This is a genomic window from Ramlibacter sp. GS1-15, assembly GCF_057785015.1.
The window spans coordinates 83,549-102,535 of the sequence record NZ_JBYNTU010000002.1; the positions used below are offsets into that span (position 1 = coordinate 83,549).

20 protein-coding genes are annotated in these 18,987 nt (G+C 68.9%); 3 read left to right on the forward strand and 17 right to left on the reverse strand.

Going from position 1 to position 18,987, the window contains the following annotated elements; all coding sequences use genetic code 11:
* Positions 1–26 precede the first annotated feature (26 nt).
* The 3 genes from AC3EF3_RS19390 to AC3EF3_RS19400 are packed head-to-tail and all read left to right on the forward strand — an operon-like array spanning position 27 to position 2,877.
* A complete protein-coding gene (locus AC3EF3_RS19390) occupies positions 27–1,328 on the forward strand; it encodes an NAD(P)/FAD-dependent oxidoreductase (protein ID WP_488533906.1) in 1,302 nt (433 codons plus the stop codon).
* A complete protein-coding gene (locus AC3EF3_RS19395; protein WP_488533907.1) occupies positions 1,325–2,101 on the forward strand; it encodes a lysophospholipid acyltransferase family protein in 777 nt (258 codons plus the stop codon). Before AC3EF3_RS19390 ends, AC3EF3_RS19395 begins: the two co-directional genes overlap by 4 nt.
* The gene (locus AC3EF3_RS19400) at positions 2,098–2,877 is read left to right on the forward strand and encodes a glycosyltransferase family 2 protein (RefSeq protein ID WP_488533908.1); all 780 of its coding nucleotides are present in this window, start codon (positions 2,098–2,100) and stop codon (positions 2,875–2,877) included. Before AC3EF3_RS19395 ends, AC3EF3_RS19400 begins: the two co-directional genes overlap by 4 nt.
* Here AC3EF3_RS19400 and fabG read toward each other — a convergent pair.
* From fabG to AC3EF3_RS19485, 17 genes are all read right to left on the reverse strand, one after another.
* Positions 2,858–3,595 (reverse strand): 3-oxoacyl-ACP reductase FabG, encoded by a 738-nt coding sequence (gene fabG, locus AC3EF3_RS19405; protein WP_488533909.1) that lies wholly within the window; start codon positions 3,593–3,595, stop codon positions 2,858–2,860. The two genes, AC3EF3_RS19400 and fabG, sit on opposite strands and share 20 nt — an antisense overlap.
* Positions 3,582–4,031: a hotdog family protein gene (locus AC3EF3_RS19410; protein ID WP_488533910.1), complete on the reverse strand. Its 450-nt coding sequence runs from the start codon at positions 4,029–4,031 to the stop codon at positions 3,582–3,584. Before AC3EF3_RS19410 ends, fabG begins: the two co-directional genes overlap by 14 nt.
* Positions 4,025–4,825, reverse strand: coding sequence for a beta-ketoacyl synthase chain length factor (locus tag AC3EF3_RS19415; RefSeq protein WP_488534109.1), 801 nt, complete (start codon positions 4,823–4,825; stop codon positions 4,025–4,027). Before AC3EF3_RS19415 ends, AC3EF3_RS19410 begins: the two co-directional genes overlap by 7 nt.
* 10 nt (positions 4,826–4,835) lie before the next feature.
* Positions 4,836–6,026 (reverse strand): beta-ketoacyl-[acyl-carrier-protein] synthase family protein, encoded by a 1,191-nt coding sequence (locus AC3EF3_RS19420; RefSeq protein ID WP_488534110.1) that lies wholly within the window; start codon positions 6,024–6,026, stop codon positions 4,836–4,838.
* A gap of 33 nt (positions 6,027–6,059) precedes the next feature.
* Entirely contained in the window at positions 6,060–6,713 is a 654-nt protein-coding gene (locus AC3EF3_RS19425; RefSeq protein WP_488533911.1) for a phosphatase PAP2 family protein, read from the reverse strand.
* Complete coding sequence (locus AC3EF3_RS19430; protein ID WP_488533912.1) at positions 6,710–7,513, reverse strand: polysaccharide deacetylase family protein; 804 nt, start codon at positions 7,511–7,513, stop codon at positions 6,710–6,712. Before AC3EF3_RS19430 ends, AC3EF3_RS19425 begins: the two co-directional genes overlap by 4 nt.
* Positions 7,506–9,848, reverse strand: a complete 2,343-nt coding sequence (locus tag AC3EF3_RS19435) for an MMPL family transporter (RefSeq protein WP_488534111.1) — start codon at positions 9,846–9,848, stop codon at positions 7,506–7,508. Before AC3EF3_RS19435 ends, AC3EF3_RS19430 begins: the two co-directional genes overlap by 8 nt.
* The gene (locus tag AC3EF3_RS19440) at positions 9,848–10,423 is read right to left on the reverse strand and encodes a LolA-related protein (protein WP_488533913.1); all 576 of its coding nucleotides are present in this window, start codon (positions 10,421–10,423) and stop codon (positions 9,848–9,850) included. The genes AC3EF3_RS19435 and AC3EF3_RS19440 overlap by 1 nt, the downstream gene beginning before the upstream one ends.
* Positions 10,420–11,271 (reverse strand): lysophospholipid acyltransferase family protein, encoded by an 852-nt coding sequence (locus tag AC3EF3_RS19445; protein ID WP_488534112.1) that lies wholly within the window; start codon positions 11,269–11,271, stop codon positions 10,420–10,422. Before AC3EF3_RS19445 ends, AC3EF3_RS19440 begins: the two co-directional genes overlap by 4 nt.
* A 56-nt stretch (positions 11,272–11,327) precedes the next feature.
* A complete protein-coding gene (locus AC3EF3_RS19450; protein WP_488533914.1) occupies positions 11,328–11,645 on the reverse strand; it encodes a 3-hydroxyacyl-ACP dehydratase FabZ family protein in 318 nt (105 codons plus the stop codon).
* Entirely contained in the window at positions 11,635–13,008 is a 1,374-nt protein-coding gene (locus tag AC3EF3_RS19455) for an AMP-binding protein (protein WP_488533915.1), read from the reverse strand. The genes AC3EF3_RS19450 and AC3EF3_RS19455 overlap by 11 nt, the downstream gene beginning before the upstream one ends.
* Entirely contained in the window at positions 13,005–13,649 is a 645-nt protein-coding gene (locus AC3EF3_RS19460; RefSeq protein ID WP_488533916.1) for a COG4648 family protein, read from the reverse strand. Before AC3EF3_RS19460 ends, AC3EF3_RS19455 begins: the two co-directional genes overlap by 4 nt.
* 20 nt (positions 13,650–13,669) lie before the next feature.
* Positions 13,670–13,966, reverse strand: coding sequence for a phosphopantetheine-binding protein (locus tag AC3EF3_RS19465; protein WP_488533917.1), 297 nt, complete (start codon positions 13,964–13,966; stop codon positions 13,670–13,672).
* Between the two features lie 130 nt (positions 13,967–14,096).
* Entirely contained in the window at positions 14,097–15,683 is a 1,587-nt protein-coding gene (locus tag AC3EF3_RS19470) for a flavin monoamine oxidase family protein (RefSeq protein WP_488534113.1), read from the reverse strand.
* Positions 15,683–17,224, reverse strand: a complete 1,542-nt coding sequence (locus AC3EF3_RS19475; RefSeq protein WP_488533918.1) for a polyamine aminopropyltransferase — start codon at positions 17,222–17,224, stop codon at positions 15,683–15,685. The genes AC3EF3_RS19470 and AC3EF3_RS19475 overlap by 1 nt, the downstream gene beginning before the upstream one ends.
* An 8-nt stretch (positions 17,225–17,232) precedes the next feature.
* A complete protein-coding gene (locus AC3EF3_RS19480; RefSeq protein WP_488533919.1) occupies positions 17,233–17,454 on the reverse strand; it encodes a DUF350 domain-containing protein in 222 nt (73 codons plus the stop codon).
* A 24-nt stretch (positions 17,455–17,478) separates the two neighbouring features.
* Positions 17,479–18,987: a DUF4178 domain-containing protein gene (locus AC3EF3_RS19485; RefSeq protein ID WP_488533920.1), complete on the reverse strand. Its 1,509-nt coding sequence runs from the start codon at positions 18,985–18,987 to the stop codon at positions 17,479–17,481.

The window sequence follows — 18,987 nt, forward strand, 5'->3', positions numbered from 1 at the left end:
GTGCAGTTGCCGACCGATGTCCGACCATGACCGAGCAGCGCGACGTGCTGGTGATCGGCGGCGGCCCGGCGGGTTCCACCGTCAGCGCGCTCCTGGCGCGCCGTGGCTACAAGGTGACGCTCCTCGAGAAGGAGCGCCATCCCCGCTTTCATATCGGCGAATCCTTGTTGCCCGCCAACCTGGCCCTGTTCGAGAAGCTGGGCGTCGCCGATGAAATCAGGGCCATCGGCATGGAAAAATGGGGCGCCGAATTCGTCTCGCCGTGGCACGACAACAAGAGCCAGACCTTCCTGTTCGCGCAGGCCTGGGACAAGTCGATGCCGCTGTCGTACCAGGTGCGCCGTTCCGAGTTCGACGAAATCCTGATCCGCAACGCCGGCAGGGCGGGCGCCCAGGTGATCGAAGGCTGCCGGGTCCAGGACGTGGCTTTCGATGCCGACCACACGGGCGCCACGGTGCGTGCGCAGCACGAGGATGGGCGCTCGGAACATTTCCGCACGCGTTTCGTCGTCGATGCGTCGGGGCGCGACACCTTGTTGGGCCGCAAATTCGATTTCAAGCGCCGCAATCCCAAACACAACAGCTCCGCCTTGTATGCGCATTTCAAGGGCGCAACGCGCCATCCGGGACGCGACGAAGGCAACATCACGATCTTCTGGTTCGACCACGGCTGGTTCTGGTTCATCCCGCTGGCCGATGGGGCGACGAGCGTGGGCGCCGTCGTGTGGCCGCACTACCTCAAGAGCCGCGACAGGCCGCTGAAGAACTTCTTTCTGGACACGATTGCGATGTGCCCGGCCCTGGCGGCGCGCCTGGCGAACGCATCGCTGGTGTCGGAGGTCGAGGCCACCGGCAATTTTTCCTATTCGTGCGACCGAACGCACGGCCCCGGCTACCTGTTGGTCGGCGACGCCTTTGCCTTCATCGACCCGGTGTTCTCGTCCGGGGTGATGCTGGCGATGCAAGGCGGCTTCTTCGCGGCGGAAACCGTCGACACCTGCCTGCGCGAGCCCCAGCGCGCGCCCGCGGCGCTGGCACGCTTCGACCGGGAAGTGCGGCGCGGGCCGAAGGAATTCTCCTGGTTCATCTACCGCGTCACCAATCCGACGATGCGCGACCTGATCATGGGACCCCGGAACATCCTGCGCGTCAGGGAGGCGCTGCTCTCGATGCTGGCCGGCGACATCTACGGAAAGACGCCGATCTGGGCATCGCTGCTGGTGCTGAAAGCGATCTTCTATATCGGGTGCGCGCTGAACCTGCCGCGGTCGTTGCACGCGATGCGGATGCGCAAGCAGAACATTCGCCAAGTCGAAGCCTCGCCGTGACCAAGCGCAGGTCCATGAGCTTCGAGGAAGCCGAGGGCCCGTCCGCAACGGGCGCGCGACTCCATGAGACGGTCCGGATGCACCTGGGCTTCCTGCTGCTCGGCCTGTTCTGCCTCGCCATTACCTTGCTGGCCCTGCCCCTGCGCCTGGCGCTCTCCCGCGAACGCAGCATGCGGCTCGGGCGCCGGCTCATTGCCGCTTTCACGCGAACCTACCTGAAGCTCCTGGCGAAGATGGGCGCGTGCCGTTTTGACCTGGCCGAACTTGACGCCTTGCGCGACGCGGGTGCGATGGTGATCGCTCCGAACCACCCATCGCTGCTGGACGCACTGCTGGTGCTCTCGGCCCTTCCGGATGCCACCTGCGTCATGAAGGCGGGCCTCGTGGACAGCCCTATATTCGGTGGCGCGGCGCGGCTCGCGGGCTATGTGCGCAATGCCCCGCTGCGCGGGATGGTGCACGAAGCGATCGCCAACCTGCAGCAGGGCAGCCATGTCCTGCTGTTCCCCGAAGGCACGCGCACCACGCAGCGCCCGATCGGCCGCTTGCAAGGCACGACGGGCATCGTCGCCAAGCACGCGGGCGTGCCGGTGCAGACCGTGTTCATCGAAACCGATTCCGGCTTTCTCGGCAAGGGGTGGTCCTGGTCATGGACACCACGCCTGCCCGTCTCGTACCGCGTCCGCCTCGGCCGACGATTCGAATCGCCGCAAGATCCCGCGCGCTTCGTCCACGAACTCGAAACGTACTTTCAATCCGAACTGGCGCAATGAGCAGCCGAGCGCCTCATCCCTCCACCACGCACCTGGTCCTGATTCCCAGCTACAACCCTGGGCCGAAGGTGCGGGAAACCGTGGCCGCCGCGCGCGAGCAGTGGACGCCCGTGTGGGTGATCGTGGACGGCAGCACCGACGGCAGCGTCGAGACGCTGCGCTCCATGGCGGCCGCCGATCCCGGCCTGCGCGTCGAGGTGCTGCCGCAAAACGTGGGCAAAGGCGCGGCGGTGCTGCACGGGCTGGATCTCGCGGCGGCGCAGGGCTTCACCCACGCGCTCACGATGGACTCGGACGGCCAGCATCCCGCGCACCTCATTCCCTCGTTCATGGATGCGTCGGCTGCGCAACCGGACGCCATGATCCTCGGTATGCCGGTTTTCGCAGCCGATGCGCCGCGGCTGCGCGTGAACGGGCGCAAGATTTCCAACGGCTGGGCCGATCTCGAAACCCTGTGGATGGGCATCGGCGATTCGCTGTTCGGCTTTCGCGTGTACCCCATCCAGCCGCTGCGGGAGGTGATGCGGGGCCAGCGCTGGATGCGCCGCTTCGACTTCGATCCGGAAGCCGTGGTGCGCATGTGCTGGCGCGGCGTGCGGCCGGTCAACCTGCCGGCGACGGTCAGGTACTTCCGTCCGGAAGAAGGCGGCGTGTCGCACTTCAACTACCTGCGCGACAACGTCCTCCTCACCTGGATGCACACACGCCTGTTCTTCGGGTTCCTGTTGCGCCTGCCGCTGCTGCTGGCGCGCCGGCTCAGGCCATCGCCCCGTTGATGGAAATGACCTGGCCGCTGATGTAGCCGGCCCGGTCCGACGCGAGGAAGGCCACGAGGTCGGCCACCTCCTCCGCCTTGCCCGCGCGTTTCATCGGCACCATGCGGGCGATGTCTTCCGCGCTGAAGGTGGACCCGGCCATGCCCGACGAGATGATGCCGGGGGCGACCGAGTTCACGGTGATGCCGCGGCTCGCCAGTTCGAGCGCCAGCGATTTCGTGGCGGCATGGAGGGCGCCCTTGGCCGCCGAATAGTTCACCTGGCCGCGGTTGCCCATGACACCGGCGACCGAGGTGATGTTGATGATGCGGCCCCAGCGGGTGCGAATCATCGGCAAGGTGAGCGGCTGCGTGACGTTGAAGAAGCCATTGAGGGAGACGTCGAGCACCCGCTGCCACTGCGCGAGTTGCATCCCGGGGAACACGGCGTCGTCGTGGACCCCCGCGTTGTTGACCAGCACCTGGATGGCGCCATCGTCGAGCAGGGCTTCCAGGGCGGTGGCGGTGGCGGCTGTGTCGGTGATGTCGAACGCCACCGCCCGTGCGCGCGCGCCTTCGGCCATCATCGTTCCGACCAAGGCTTGCGCGGCGGCGAGATTCCGGTTGGCATGGACGATGACTTCCAAACCGTCCGCGGCGAGGCGCCGGCAGATCGCCGCGCCGATGGCCCCGCTGCCACCCGTGACGAGTGCGCGCCTGGGGTGTTCAGCGTGAAGCATCGAGCACGACCATCGCGCGTCCGCTGAGCAAGGGTTGGATGCCGGCCGTCACGGTGAAACTGTAAAGCACCGTGTTGTCGTCGCCCGTCACGCGCTGCGCTTCGACCGACAGGGGACCGACAATCGTGTCGAGCCTCTCCACGTGCAGCGTGACGCCGCGCACGCCGGCGAGGTAACCCGCACGCGGCACGGATGCGCCGCTCGTGCGGGCGCTGCTCTCCGCGACGAGCGCGCCATGCACGGCCATGGCCTGCGCCGCGTACTCCACGCCACAGGCTGCGCCGAGCCGGCCATGCGCCCGCAGCGGATGGTCGGGGCGCGCATGGCTCGTCGCTTCGCACCGGATGTGTTCCTCGTCCCACTCGAGCACGCGATCGAGCAGGCACATGGTGCCGTGGTGGGGGATGCGCTGCGCGATCGCCTCATGCGTCAGCAAGGTGCGACCTCCACGGCCAGGCACAGGGGCTCCAGGTAGTCGAGTGCCAACGAGCGCGCTTCTTTCCTGGCGATCGCCCGCAGCAGCGGCAACCCGCTGGCGGCAGGAATCGTGCGGCGCAAGTGTTCGAGCTGCTCGTCGGGCATCGCGTCGGCGGCCCGGCGCGTGAGGTATTCGCGCGGGTCGATGCCGATGCGGGCCTGGCTGCGATCGCTGCGCTGCGGGCTGAGCACCAATGCCACGCCCATCGAATCGGGAATGCGGCGCTTGCTGAACAGGGGCTCGGGGTATTCCGTGTCGTAGACGACCAGCAGCAAGGCCGTCTGGTCGACCGTGCACTGCGTCACGGCTTCGAGCAGGCCCGCGGAGAACCCGCCGTCGCGTGCGCAGAGCACCGAGGAACTCGCCATGGACCCGCTCGAAATGCTCCAGTACCCCGACGATGCGTTGTGCACGGAGTTGTGGAAACGGGTGGGCGAGATCAGCCGGTCGCTGGAGGCCAGTGCGCTGCAGATCTCGTGGCAATTGACGGGGTCGCCGCTGGAGGACGAGAACACCGAAGGCAGGTCCTTCGCGGCCCGGCCGGAGGCCTCCACCGCTTCCTGCGCCACGCCCAGCGATACCTTCACGACCGCGCCGGCACGACGCCGCTCGGTGGAAGGCAGCGCCGTCGGGGCCGGCAGCACGCAGCGCGCCGGCACGTGAGGCGCGCTTGCGTCGAGGCACCGGCGGCCTTGCGCCCAGCCGGACAATCCGGGGCCCAGCAAGCCGATGCCTTCGACGAACACTTGCATCATCGCTGGTTCACCCCGCGAGGCCGAAGACCAGGCTGCAATTCGTGCCGCCGAAGCCGAACGAGTTGGACAGCACGCGCCCGATCTTCTGCTCGCGGTTTTCGAGCAGGTAGTTCAGGGGCAGCGCCGGGTCCACCTGCCGTGTGTTGCATCCGCCCGGCATGAACTGCGATTGCAGGGCGAGGGCGCAGATGACGCCCTCCAGTCCTCCGGCGGCGCCCAAGGTGTGCCCGGTCGCACCCTTGGTCGAACTGCACGGCGTGCCGTCGAAGATCGCGGCGACCGCGCGAGTTTCGGCAGCATCGTTGCCCGGCGTGGCGGTGCCGTGCAGGTTGATGTAGTCGATCTCGCCAGCGTCGAGGCCGGCCGCTTGAAGCGCCCCTTCCATCGCCAGCCGCGCGCCCAGGCCGTCGGGATGCGGCGACGACATGTGGTGCGCGTCGCTGGATTCGCCCACGCCCAGCAGCAGTACGGCATCCGCGTCGAGGCTGCCGGGCACGCGCTCGAGCAGGGCGAACGCGGCCGCCTCGCCGACCGAGATTCCGTCGCGTGCCGCATCGAACGGGCGGCACGCCTGGCGCGACACCAGGCCGAGGGAATTGAAACCGTACAAGGTGGTGAGGCACAGCGAATCCACGCCGCCGACCACGGCCGCGTCGATCAGCCCCGCGGCCATCATGCGGCGCGCCGATGCGAACACCTTGGCGCTCGACGAGCACGCGGAAGAGACGACGACTGCCGGGCCTGCGAGGCCCAGGCAATGGCGCGTGAAGTCGGCGAGCGAGAAGGTGTTGTGCGTCGTGTCGTACCGAAAATTCTCGGGCAGCGCGCCCGTGGCCGGATCGCGCCGACGATAGGCCAGTTCGGTCTCGAGGATGCCGGAAGTGCTCGTTCCGAGGAACACGCCGATGCGCCGCGGGCCGTGCCGGCGCGCGGCGGCCGCAGCGGCCTCCGCAAAGCCGTCCTGCATCAGCCCGAGGTACGCGAGCCGGTTGTTGCGGCAGTCGAAGGCGCCCAGCTCGCGGGGCAAATGAACGTCATCGACGCCCGGGACTTCGCCGATGAAGGTCGGCAGGTCGACCGTGTCGAAAGCGCACGGCACCAGTCCGCCGCGCCGCTCGCGCAATGCGGCCAGCGTTGGCGCACGGCCGCGGCCGATCGCACTCGTCGCGGTGTAATGGGAAATCCAGAGCGGAGTCAGGGGAAGAACTACCTGGCTGAAGATGCGTCGATGTTAGCGGCTTCCACCCCGCAGCGATAAGCAGGCGGCCAGGCCGCCCAGCACCAGGCCGGCCACAGCGTCCAGCGCCACGTGCTGCCTGACTGCAATCGTCGAATACACGATCGCCGCACACCAGGCCCAGGTGCCTGCGACCAGCCATCGCGGAGCGCCGAAACCGCGGAACACGCGATCGAACCACGCGGCCGACAGCAAGGCCGTCGCGACATGTAACGACGGGCAGGCGTTGCCGGTCGCATCGATGTTCTTCAGGAATGCGAATTCCGGATAGCGGTGCCAGTCGATGTCCGTCGCCGGGATGGCGGTGGGCCACAGATAGAAGATCGACAAGCCCACCCCACACATCAGGGCCATCGCCAGCGCATACCGGCACAGCGCGGCCCGGGTGGAAAAGAAGGCCGGCATCACGCACACATACGCCCACAGGGACAGGTAGATCGGCAACGCCAGCGGCTGGAAACCGATCCACCGGTCCAATGCCGTGACCGGCAGGATGGTGGGCGGGGATGCGGGGCGCCTGAGGACGTAAAAATACGCAACGAAAAAGAGGCTTACGAAGACGGTGGTGCCGATGGCCTTCAGGGCCACGTGGGACGCGACCGCCGCGGCGGCCTGCCGGTACCAGGGGGCCGCGCCGCGCGGGTTCATTCGGCCGCTTGCCGGAGCGTGACCGGGCGCAAGCCGCGGGCCGCCGCCGACTCGAGCAAGGCAGGCAGGACATCGAGCACCACGGGAATGCCGCGGTCGGTGCGCGCAGCGTTTCCATCGTGAAGCAGCAGGATCGCGCCGGGTCGTAAGCCGCCGAGCAGCGCGCTTGTCACGCGCGCGGGGTCCTTGACGCGCGTGTCGAAGCCGCGCACGGACCAACTCGCCAGCGTCAGTCCCAGCCGGCCCAGCGCCGGATGGAGGAACAGGTTGCGCAAACCGGCCGGCGCGCGGAAGAACCGCGGATGTTCGCCCGTGATGGCCGCGAGCGTTGCCTGCGACGCCCGCAATTCCGCCAGCACGCGCGAAGGACCGAGCAACGAGAAGTCGTGCGAATGGCGCTCGCTGTGGTTCTCGACGCAGTGGCCCCGCTGCACGATTTCGCGGCAGAGGTCGGCGTGGCGCGCCGCCCGCGAGCCGATGCAAAAGAAGGTGGCGCGCGCGCCGTGCCGCTCCAGGATGTCCAGCACCTGCGGCGTGACGGCGGGATCCGGCCCGTCGTCGATGGTCAACGCGATTTCGTTGCGGGCCCTGGCGGCGGCGGGCAACTGGGTCCAGTTCGTACCGAGCCACTGGCTGCGCGGCCACAGGCCGACGGCGACGATCACCCCGTGGTCAAGGATCACGGCTGCCAGCACCCAGGGCCAGTAGCGCGGGGCCGCGATCACCCCCAGCGCAGCGAGCACGTGCAGCGCGATCGACACGCGCACCAGGAGGGGTGAGTGCCAGCGCGGCTCAGTCATGCGGCCTCGCCAGGATCGCGGAAAGCAGCAGCGCGAGGACCACGCCCGGCGCCACCGTGATGCCCAGGGCCTGCAGCAGCGAGACCTTGGAGAAAGCGAGCACGCCGAAGCCCGCGACGGTGGTCGCGTTGGCGAAGGCCATGGAAGCGAGGGTGCGCGCAGAGATCGCGCCATCGGATTCGGCGCGATCGAAGAAGAGCGCGTAATTCGAGCCGACCGCCACCACGAGCAGGAGGCCGACCAGGTGAAGGAGGATCAGTTGCTGGCCCGAGGCGATCAGCGCCGCGGTCACGATGAGGACGGCGGCCGCCAGCGGGGCGACGATGCGCATCACACGCGTGGGCGACCGGGTGGCGGCGAGCAGCAGGGCGATGATCGCCGCGAGTCCGCCGAGCGAAAGCAGTCTCGCCTCCTGCAGGTATCCCGAATACAGGCGGTCCGATTCCGTCTTCAGGTCGACGAACAGGGCACGGGCGGCGCCGGCCGTCTCGAGCGCGGTGCGCACGCGCGGGCCTTCGATGTCGCGCCCCGGCGCAGAGCGCAACGGCAGCAGCGCGCTCCAGCCGCCGTCGTGCTCGATGAGAAGTCCCTGCACGGCCATCATCATCGACGTGTTCTCGAGGTCGCGGGGCTGGATCAACGCTTGTGTGCGCGCGGCGGCGACGGCGGCAACGAACGGCGCGAATGTGTCGGCCTTCACGGGCAGCCCCTGCACGGCCTGCGCGAGACGGGCCCGGAGCACTTCGGGCGGAGGCAGGCTGGCTTGCCGCGCTTGCTGGGTCGCCATGCTGGGCAGATAGTGACTGGGGCTGTCGAAGCCTGCCAGGTCGCCGCGATCGACCAGCTCTTGCAGCACGGCGCCCACGCGCTCCGACGACTGCAACACCATTTCGCGACTGGCGCCGGAAACCACGACCAGGTAGCGCGCGTCCGGTGCGCCGGTGTCCGCGCGCAAGCGCGTATCGAGCGCGACCTCCGCCTGCGAGACGGGGCTGAGCGACGAGATGTTGCGGCTCCACAGCTCGGAGCGGTGCAGCACGAGCACCACGCATGCCGCGACGAGGAGCACCATCGCCGGCCAGCGCAGGATCCGGGCGCGTTCGACCCAGCGTGCGAGCACGGCCCCGATGGCCGTGACATCGTGAATGCGAAAGCCGCGGGGCAACAGGTGCGGCAGCACGAAGCGGGTCACGGCCGCGGCCGCGACGAGCCCGGCGATGGCATACAGCCCCAGCTGGGCCAGGCCCGGGAAACCGGACAGCAGCAGCGACGCGAATCCGCAGATGGAAGTCAACACGCCGAGGCGGACGGTGGGCCAGAAGCGCCGCACCCAGGCTTGCGAGTCGCCGCCTTGCTGTTCCGACTGCACGAACAGGTAGATCGAGTAATCGACGGCTTCGCCGATCAGCGCCGTGCCGAAGCCCAGCGTGATGCCGTGCACGGTGCCGAAGCCGAGGCTCACCGCGGCGACACCGGCCAGTGCGCCGCTCGCCACCGGAAGCAGGCCGAGCACGAGCGCGGACACCGAGCGGTAGACCAACAGCAGCATGGTGGCGATGAGGGCCGTGCCGATGATCGACAAGGTCGTGACCTGGGACTTGATCGTTTCGCGTGACGTGACCGAGAAGACACCCGGTCCGGTCATCACGAGCCGGACGGGCGATGCGGTGCCCGCCGCCGCCGCCTCGAACGCCTGCCGGATCGCGTGCATCGCGCTTTCCTGTCCGTCGGTGTCGGAACCCGCGGCTCGCGTCTGCACCAGCATCAAGGCCCGTGCACCGTCGCTCGAGGACCAGGCGCCGTCCGCCAGCTTCGGCGTGCGCCCCGCGCCGAGCCGGTCCAGCAACTGCAGCATTTCCCCGGTCGGATCGCGCGGCAGCAATCCCTTGGCCACCGGACCCGCCGAGGAGGCCAGGAGGTCGACGCTGTCCTGCAGCGCGGCGCGCAGGCCGGGCGTCTCGAAATGCGCCGGGGTGACCGCCGGGCTCAACAGGTAGCGATGGCTGAAGAGGAATTCCCGGTCGCGCTCGGTGTTCACGGCCTCGCCGTTGTTCACGCTGACGAAGGCCGGGTCCTGGCGCAGGCGCCGCGCCGTCTCTTTGGAAAGCCGGGCGCGCGTGGCGGCATCGGCGCCCTCGATCCCGACGAGGATGAGCCGGGACGCCAGGCCTTCCCTCAACTGGTCCATGAGCAGTTGCTGCTCGGGCGTCGGGCTGCGCGGCAGGAAGGCCGAGAGGTCCGTCGTGAACTGCGTGCGTCCGACCAGGACCAGGCACACCACGAGGAACGCCGCCCACAGGCCGATGGCCATGGCACCGGGGCGGCCGATGCGCATCATCGCGTTGCCGTCGCCGGCTCGATGACCATCAGCGAGCTGTCGCCATCGGCCTGCAGGATTTCAACGCTGTTCACCTGGTCGCGCACGCCGGCGATCCGGATGCGCTGCACGACGGCGTTCATCCGTTCGTCCAGCGGCGTGAGCTGCAGCACCCAGCTTTCCGCGGTGCCGCTCATCGACAGCCGGTAGCTGCGCTCCAGCGCCTTGCGGTCGCCGGCCAGGGTGCCGCGAATGCTGTCGATGAAGGCGGCCAGCTCGGGATAGGCCTGCAGCTGCACCTGGTATTTGCGGTTTCCGCGCTCCACCGTCAGGGCGTCGCCATCGACGGTCATCGATTCGGGCCGGGGCTTGAGCGTGCGCTTCTCGAGCTTGTCGGGCGCGACATAAACCAGTTCACCGGACGACTCGATCGGTTTGCTGAGGACCGCCAGTCGCCGCGTTTCCACGAAGGTCGCGCGCCCCGACTTGTGCCGGGCGAGCGAATCCATCAGTTGCTGCACGTCCCAGTCGGCAGCGAGCGCGCTGGACAAAGCCAGCGCCAGGCCCGCAGCGATCACGGCCCGTGTGGTCATGGCCGAGCGGCCCAGAAGTCGAAGAAGTTGAACCAGTTGCAAGGCTCCGCGCGGCAATGCCGCTCCAGCAATGCAGCATATCGCGTCACCGCCGCCTCCACGGCCGCAGCCCGTTCGCGTGGCCGCACGTCGGAAAAATCGGCGAGCGCTTCGAAGTGGATCTCGTAGCGGTTCGCGCCGCAGTACAGGCCTGTCATGAACAGCACCGGGCATTTCATGATCGCCGCCATCCTGAACGGGCCCAGGGGCAATTCGGCCGGCGCGCCCAGGAACTCCACGGTGCGCGTTTCGTCGTTGCCCAGCGAGCGATCGCCCAACATGCCGACGACCGTTCCCTGTTGCAGCAGTTCGTGCACCTGGATCATGGAGCCGACCTGCCCGAGCGCGACGACGCCTTGCCTCGCATTCGGGTTGATCGCAGCGAGCGTGGCGGCGATCTTCTGCGCGTTCCCTTCGTACATCGCCATCGCGATCTTCAGGCCCGCGCGGTCGCGCCCCACCGCCCGCAGCACTTCGAAGCTGCCCAGGTGGGCCCCGATGAGGAATGCGCCCCGCCCCTGCGCCACCAGGTTGTCGACCAGTTCGCGGTTGTGGACGCGGACGTCGAAGAGCTCGTGCCTGTCGTTGATGAGGTAGATGCGGTCGTGGATCACCGAGGCGAACCACAGGAAGTGCCGGAAGAGGTCCCGCCACCCGGCATCTCCGGGCGTGCGCAAGTTCCGCAGGCGCTGGAAATACACGCGCGAGGCGCGGCGCGCGGTGGGCGCGAAGGCGAGGAAATAGGCGGCGATCGCGTAAAGGACGACCCGCGCGAGCCGGCGGCCCATCGTGAGGGAAATCCACGTCATGAGACGCAGCGCGAAGAGGTTGCTGCGTTCCGGGCGGCTTTTCCAGTCGGCGCCGTTCAAGAGGCGCTCCCGGGGGCCAGGCTGCCGCTGGCCACTTTGCGGCCCTTGCCCGAAATCTCGAAGCGCGCGCGCCCGTCCGCGGTGGTGTCCAGCGAGATGGTGAGGACTTCACCGGGGCCGACCGGGCTCAGGAACTTGGCCGCGTCGACCCGCACGAGCGGCGCATGCGCGGCGTCGCCCGAATCCTGCAGTTGCTGCCATGCGTGAATGACGGCGTCGAGCAGCCACACGCCGGGAACGATGGGAGTGCCCGGGAAATGACCGGCGAACGCCGGATGGTCCGGATCGATGCGCAGTATCGTCTCACTGTGCATTCGTGCCGCCTTGACGCAGGAGTCGGCGAGCCAGCGCCTGCAGGGCCTCGCGCGGCAGCTTGCCGTTGCTGTTGCGAGGCAGCGAGTCGAGCATGACGATCGGCCGCGGCAGGAAGATCGAGTCGATCCGCTCGCGCAGTGCGGACAGCAGTTGCCCGCGCTCGAGGCCTGGTGCCACGACGAAGGCGACCAGCCGGGCCACGGCGTCGTTCCCTGCCTCGTCGTCGGGCATGAAGAATGCGCCGTCGATCACGCCGGGAACGGCATTGAGCTGGTGATTCAGGTAGCCGAGCGAGCTGCGCTTGCCGGCGATGTTGACGAGGTCCGCGGTGCGCCCGTGCAACAGGAATCGGTTCGCGTCGAGCAGCTCGATTTCATCGGCCAGCGCGATGGCGGGCGAGACATGTCCGCCCGAGGCCCAGGTGCCGCCGTCGCGCAGGGTCAGCGACACGCCGGGAAAGAGCCGCCACTCGGGACTCTCGGTGGTACGGCGCGACGCGATCTGCCCCGTCTCCGTCGATCCGTAGATTTCGAGCAGCGGCACCTCGAGGCGCGCTTCGACCGCAGCGGCCAATTGCGGCGGCATCGGTGCGGTTGCCGACAGGACGAGGTCGAGCGCGGGCACGTCCAGCCCGGAGGCCAGCAGCGCCTTGAGGTGGATGGGCGTGGTGACCAGCAAGGACGGGCGGGATGCGCGTGCGAGCTCGGCACAGATGTCGGCCGGGTAGAAAGGATGCGACGCCGTCAGCGCCGCCCCGCTTTGCAATGCGACCAGCACCGTGGATTCGAACCCGTACATGTGCTGCGGCGCGACCGTGGCCACGATGGTGTGGCGGGCACCGCCCTGCAAGCCGAGCCGTTGCGCTTCGGCGCGCACGCTCTGCACCAGGCCACCCCAGGTCTTGCGATGGGCGACGGGGACGCCGGTCGATCCGGAGGTGAACACAACCGCTGCCGCGCGGGACGCGTCGATCTGCGGGACCTGAAAGGTATCGGCGCCAAGCGGATCGGTGCCGGCCTCTCGAGCGACGGCCTCGTCCCAGACGAGCTGCGGCAAATCCAGCGGCTGCGGCTGGTCCGTGAGGCAGAACAGGTCGGGCGCGAAGGTCCGGACCTGGCGAACCATTTCCGGTGTGAGGGCAGGCGGCAGCAGGCTGATCCGTTCGGCGATCAACGCCGCCGCCAGGCCGACGGCGAACCGGTAGCGATCGGCGCATGCGTTGAGGACGTGCTCGCCCTCGGGGAAGGCTGCAGCAAGCCGCCGCGCATCCGCCAGGAAGCGGGCCGCGCGAATGGGTTCGCCACCTCTCCAGGCGACGACCTGGTCGGCCCCGTCGTGGGTGAGGAGCGGGTAGGTGCTCATGGCTGGCGCGCCGAGCCGCCCGACGACTGGCGGTACGCACGGATCGCCTCGAGCGGGCCGGCGCGGTCCGCGGGCGGCAACACGATGCAGCGCACCGCATATTCGCCGATGAACATGAGCGCGAGCAGGGGGATCCCGAGCACGATCGCGAACATGGACCAGGCCGTGATCGGGGCCAGCCAGAACAGGAGCAGCGACATCAGCGCCACGCCGCCGAAATAGAGGGTCCAGGCCCAGGTGACGGCCCGCGTATACGCCTCGAGTGCCGGCGTCATGGTGCGGTGCACGAGCCGGGCGAAGCCCGTGACCAGGGGGGTGCGGCCCGCCTGCAGCGATTTGCCGAAGGTGGCGCAGAGCAAGGTGTAGATCCCCGCGTGCTGGATCAGGAACACCCAGTGGTAGTGCGCGACCAGCCATTCGCTCGCGACAAGAAGCAAGGCGCAGCCCGCGAGCCAGGACCCGACGAATGATAGGCGATGCGCCGACCGCCAGGCCATGACGAGCGCGAACGCGGCGAGCGGAAGCATCGCCACGGCAGCGCCGAACAGGTCACGCGTTTCAGAGACGGCCGCACGGTACTCCAGCACGGAATAGGCAATGCCCGCCACGGCGAGCGCTCCCCAGCGGAAAGCCTGGCTCACTCGCGCCCCGTGTCCGGACGTCACTTCGTCCGATGGGCGGCGATATGGTCGCCGAGGCTGCGCAGCGACCGGAAGATCGCGTGGTTCTCTTCATTGCCGGCCTGCAGCTGCAGGCCGTAGTGCTTGGACACCACGAGGGCAATTTCGAGGATGTCGATCGAATCCAGGCCCAAGCCGTCGCCGTACAGAGGCTCGTCCGGAACGATCTCGGCCGCGGCGACTTCCAGGTTCAGTGCCTGCACGACCAGCTGCGCGATTTCAAGCAGGAGGGTTGCATCGGCGAGCGGCGGGGAGGCGGACGCAGTGGATTCGGACATACACAGAACGGAGGTACGGTACAGCGGGTGCGAGTCTAGCTGACCGGAGAAGCTCGACCTGCGAACCGTGCCCCGTTGATGGCACCGGAGTCCGAATTTGTGCGGGAAGCCTGCAATGCGTCACAGGCCGCTAGGGTTTCCCCGAGGCGGCGCGTACGGCCTGTCCCGCGCGCCAGCCCTGCGTGAACGCTTCCTCGAACACGGAATAGCCCGAGAGGTCGCTGTGCGCGAAGTGCACGCGGCGCCACATGCCCGATTGGGGACGTTGCAGCGCCGCCAGCGCGGCGCTGGTGCGGATGCCCGGCACCGGGATGGACATCGCGTGGCCCCAGCGCGCCACCTCGATGCGCAGCGCCTTGACGCGCAGGTCGGGATGCGCGTCCGAGAGCTCGTCGAGCACCTCGTCGCGCCATGACGCCCAAGGGCGCGACAGCAGCTGCGCGCGTCCGCCCGGCACGTCGCCCAGGGCGCGGTACCAGGTCAGCACCGTCGGGTCGGGCAGCGGATCGAGCTTCTGGTGGCCCGCATCGACATAGCCCAGGCCGCGCGCGCCGTACAGGACGTTGTCCCAGGCCGGCGCGGCGCCCGGGCGGTCGTGCAAGGGCTGTTCGATGTGGATGTTGGCCACGGCCCAGGGCGCGTAGCGCAGGCGCTGCACGGCTTCGGACAGGGCACGCGGCGGCGCGATGAGCAGCTGCGCCGCGACGAACAGCGGCAGCGCGAGGATGCAGTGCGCGGCCTCCCAGCGTTCGACCTGCTGCGTGACGAAATTGAAGGCTAGCACCTCGACCCCATGGCGCAGCGCGCCGACTCGCATCACGAGCCGCGCCGGCTGCAGGCGATCGCCCAGCGGGTCGGCCAGCCGCTTGACCAGCCAGGCATTGCCTTCCGGCCAGGTCAGGAGCTGTTCGGGCTCGGCTTGCTCCCCGGGCGGCGTGAAGCCGTGGCGGCTCGCGAAATAGTGCAGGCCGGCCCAGGCCGACACGCTCGCGAGTCCCGCGCCATAGTCGTCGCGGCAGCAGTAGTCGAGGTACCAGCGCAGGTGCGCGTCGTCCAGGCGGGCGGCATCCAGCCAGTCGGCGAAGGTGGTGCGATCCAGCGCCCGGTGGCTGGCCGGCACCGGCCCGCGCAGCGGCAGGCGGAACGGCGCGCGCTCCCCCGCATCCTCGACCAGCTGCGCGAAGCGCTTGTACTGCGCGATCGTGCCGGGCCCGACACCTTGCACGGGCAGCAGCCCCTCCTGCCACTGGCCATTGAAGAACAGGCGCTCCTGCGGGCTGTGGCACAGGTGGCGCTCGTCGTACTGCCAGCGCCCGGCGACGCGCTTCGCGAGCCCGATCTCCTCGAGGAAATCGCGCACCTCGCCGGCGTGCTCGCCGGGTACGGGCAGGTAATGGGCGCCCAGTGGGCACGCGATGCCGCCGACGTTGCCGCCGCGGCTGTTGCCGCCCATCTGGTCCTCCAGGTCGAGCACGACGTGGTTCTCGATGCCGGCCAGGCGCAGCGCACGGGCGGCGGACAGGCCCGCGATGCCGCCGCCGGCAATCAGCACATCGACCTTGCGGGTGAAGGCGGGCGCCGCGTTGGGCAGCTTGCCGCGCAGCAGGTGGGCGCGCTCGACGCTCGCGCCATTGAAGCCGCCGGTGATGACGCGCTCGTTGCCGCAGCCCGCCAGCGCGATCCCGCCGGCCCCGGCCAGCAACACGCGCCGGCGCATCATGGCTGCACCTTGCCCCATTCGCGCTCGTAGGTCGTGACGAGCAGCTGGTTCGAGAGGCGGTTCGGCTGCGCGGGCACGCGCGCCATGTCGCGCGGAAAGTCGAAGGCGAGCGGCAGGCTCTCGCGCGTGAGGAACCTGAGACCCGGTGGCAGCGCCCGCGGCTGGCGATAGGGCCGGCGGCCGGCGATCACGTAACCCCACTCGCCGAAGCTCGGCACGTTCGCGTGATAAGGCGCAGTGGCGAGGCCCACGGCTTCGAGCGTGGCCACCACCGTCCAGAAGCTCTCGCGCGCCACCAGCGGCGAGGTGGTCTGGATCACGGCGTAGCCGCTCGCGGCCAGGTGCTGGTCCATCAAGGCGTAGAACGAGGTCGTGTAGAGCTTGCCGAGCGAGAAATTCGTCGGGTCCGGGAAGTCCACGATGATGACGTCGAACACCTCGCTCGTGTCCTGCAGCCACTGGAAGGCATCGGCGTTGACGACCTTCAGCTTGGGCGAGGTGAGCGAGCCGCCATTGAGGCGCGCCAGCGCCTCGTGCGTGGAGAACAGGCGCGTCATGTTGGCGTCGAGCTCGACCAGCGTGATGCTCTCGACGCCGGGATAGCGCAGCACCTCGCGCGCGGCCATGCCGTCGCCGCCGCCGAAGATCGCCACCTTGCGCGGCGCGCCGTGCGCCGCCATCGCCGGATGCACCAGCGCCTCGTGGTAGCGGTACTCGTCGCGCTCGGCGAACTGCAGGTTGCCGTTCAGGAACAGGCGGTACCCCGCGCGGCCATGCGTGACGACGATGCGCTGGTAGGGAGAAGTGGCCGCGAAGACGACCGCCTCCTGGTAGAAATGGTCCTCGGCGACCGTCGTGATGCCGTTGGCGACCACCAGGCCGGCGGCGAGCGCGGCGATGGTCGCGCCGCAGGCGGCCGCGTGGGCCGGCAGGCGCCGCATCTCGTGGCGAAACACGACCAGTGTCCACAGCGCCACGGCCGCGTTCATCAGCCCGAACAGCAGCCCCGTGCGCGCCAGCCCGAGTTGCGGCACCAGCACCAGCGGGAAGGCGATCGAGACCGCGAGCGCACCGAGGTAGTCGAACGTCAGCACCTGCGACACGAGGTCGCGCAAGGCGACGTTGCGCTTGAGGATGCGCATCACCAGCGGGATCTCGATGCCGACCAGCACGCCGATGGCGAACACCAGCGCGTACAGCAGCGCGCGAAAGCCGTGGGCCAGGAATGCGTTGGCGACGAACAGCAGCGCCGGCATGAAGCCGCCGGCCAAGGCGACGAGCAGTTCGATCCGCAGGAAATGCGCGGGCAGCTGGCGCTCGAAGAAGCGCGACAGCCAGGAGCCCACGCCCATCGCGAACAGGTAGCTGCCGATCACGGTGGAGAACTGCAGCACCGAATCGCCCAGCACGTAGGACGCGAGCGCCCCGGCCGCGAGTTCGTACACCAGCCCGCAGGCCGCCACGACGAACACCGACGCGAGCAGCGCCACCTCGACGGGGCGCGGCGCCGGCGCGCGCACGCCTGCGGCTTCGGCCATGGCGGTCCCTAGCCGTGGATCGCGGCGGCGACGATGATCGAGATCCCCAGCGACATCGCGCCGACCACGATGCCCAGCGCGACGTTGTGTTTCTCGACGATCTCGTTCCACAGGTGGTAGGGCGTCATCTTGTCGATCACGATGAAGCTCAGCCAGAACACGATGACGCCGATCAGCGCATAGAGGACCGATCCGAGGATAGCCGCCGCATTGAGCCATTGCACGTTCATGTCGCTCTCTCCTTCATTGAAGAATCATTTGTGGCCGCCGCCACCGGAATAGCCGCCGTAAGAGCCGCCGCTGGTGCGCCCGCCGTAGTAGCCCGAACGCGCGGCGTCGTCCTCGCTGCAGGCCTTGACCACCAGCAGGATCACGAGGATGACGGTGAGGAACAGCACGATGGTGCCGCAGCCTACGCCGGCGCAGCCCTGGCCGGGCGTGACCGGGCCGGCGTCGCCGCGCCTGCTCATCTCGCGCTTGTCCTGCAGGTTGAAGGCCGCGGCGACCGTGTCGCTGGAGATCTTCGAGCCGCTCGACCAGGTCACTTCGCGCGGCGTCTCCTCCATCGACAGCAAGTTGCCGCCCTTGGCGAAGTCGCGATTGAAGGTCTTCTGGCCGCGCTCGACCGGCCAGTAGAACTCGCCGGCGACGTAACTGGTTTCGGCCTCGTAGCTGTAGAGCAGCCTGTAGCCCTCGTTCAGGTAGACCGCGCTCTGTCTGTTGGGCGCGAGCGAAGGCGCGCCGGTGGTCGGCTTGACGAGGCTCCAGCCGTCCTCGCTGTCGACCAGGAAGCTGAACCCGCGCTTCGCGTTGTACAGCAGGTATTCGTCCCAGCCGAAGGATTCGTCCTCGTCGCCGGGCTCGTGGCCCATCCGGTGCTGGTAGCCCACCACCTGCCACTGCACGCCTTGCAGCTGCCCCGTCGTGCCGAGCGCGATGAGCGGCTGCACGGGCTCGTCCTGCGTCGCGTGCGCGAGTTCTCCGCCGATGCCGCGCGTGAGGTCGATGATGCTGTGGCACGAGCGGCAGGTGATCGACTTGCTGGACGCGAGCATCACCTCCACCGGCGCGCCGCAGTGCGGGCACGCGAACTGGCGGCCGGCCTCCTGCTTGGCCGCCTCCTCGCGCAGGCCCGTCATCTGCAGGCCCCCGAGCTGCACCGCCTGCCCGCGCGTGAGCACCGGCGGCTGCGAGCCGTAATCGATGCTGACCACCTCGCCCTCGCTGCTGCGCAGTTCGACCATCGCGAATGGAGTGCCCAGCGGCGGCAGTTTCGGCAACTCGCCCTGCGCCGAGATCAGGGCCACTTGCACGTTGGACGCAACGGCGAACGGCCGGCCCGCGACCGAGGTGGTCGCCCCGACCCGCAGGCTCTGCGCCGGCGGGGCCTCGCGCCCCAGTTCCGTCGGCAGCGCGAACACGTAGGAGCCGTTGTCCTCGGCCAGCACGGCCCATGCGCCGTCGTCGAAGACCGCGTGCCATTCCGTCCAGGTGCCGGTTTCGCCCTTGTACTGCAGCCGGCCGACCAGCGTGAAGGCCTTGTTGCCCAGCCAACGCCCCGACGCGCCGATCTGCAGCGGGCTGTAGTCCTCGAAGACCTCGGCCATCTTGCCGATGCGCGAAAGCGTCGCGCCGTCGCGCACGATGGTGCTGCGGCAATAGCTGCAGACCGCATAGGCCGACTGGGCGCTGCGGAATTCGACGGGCGCGCCGCAGCCGGGGCACGCGGCCCGGTACGCGCGCTGCGGGCTCGTCTCGCCCAA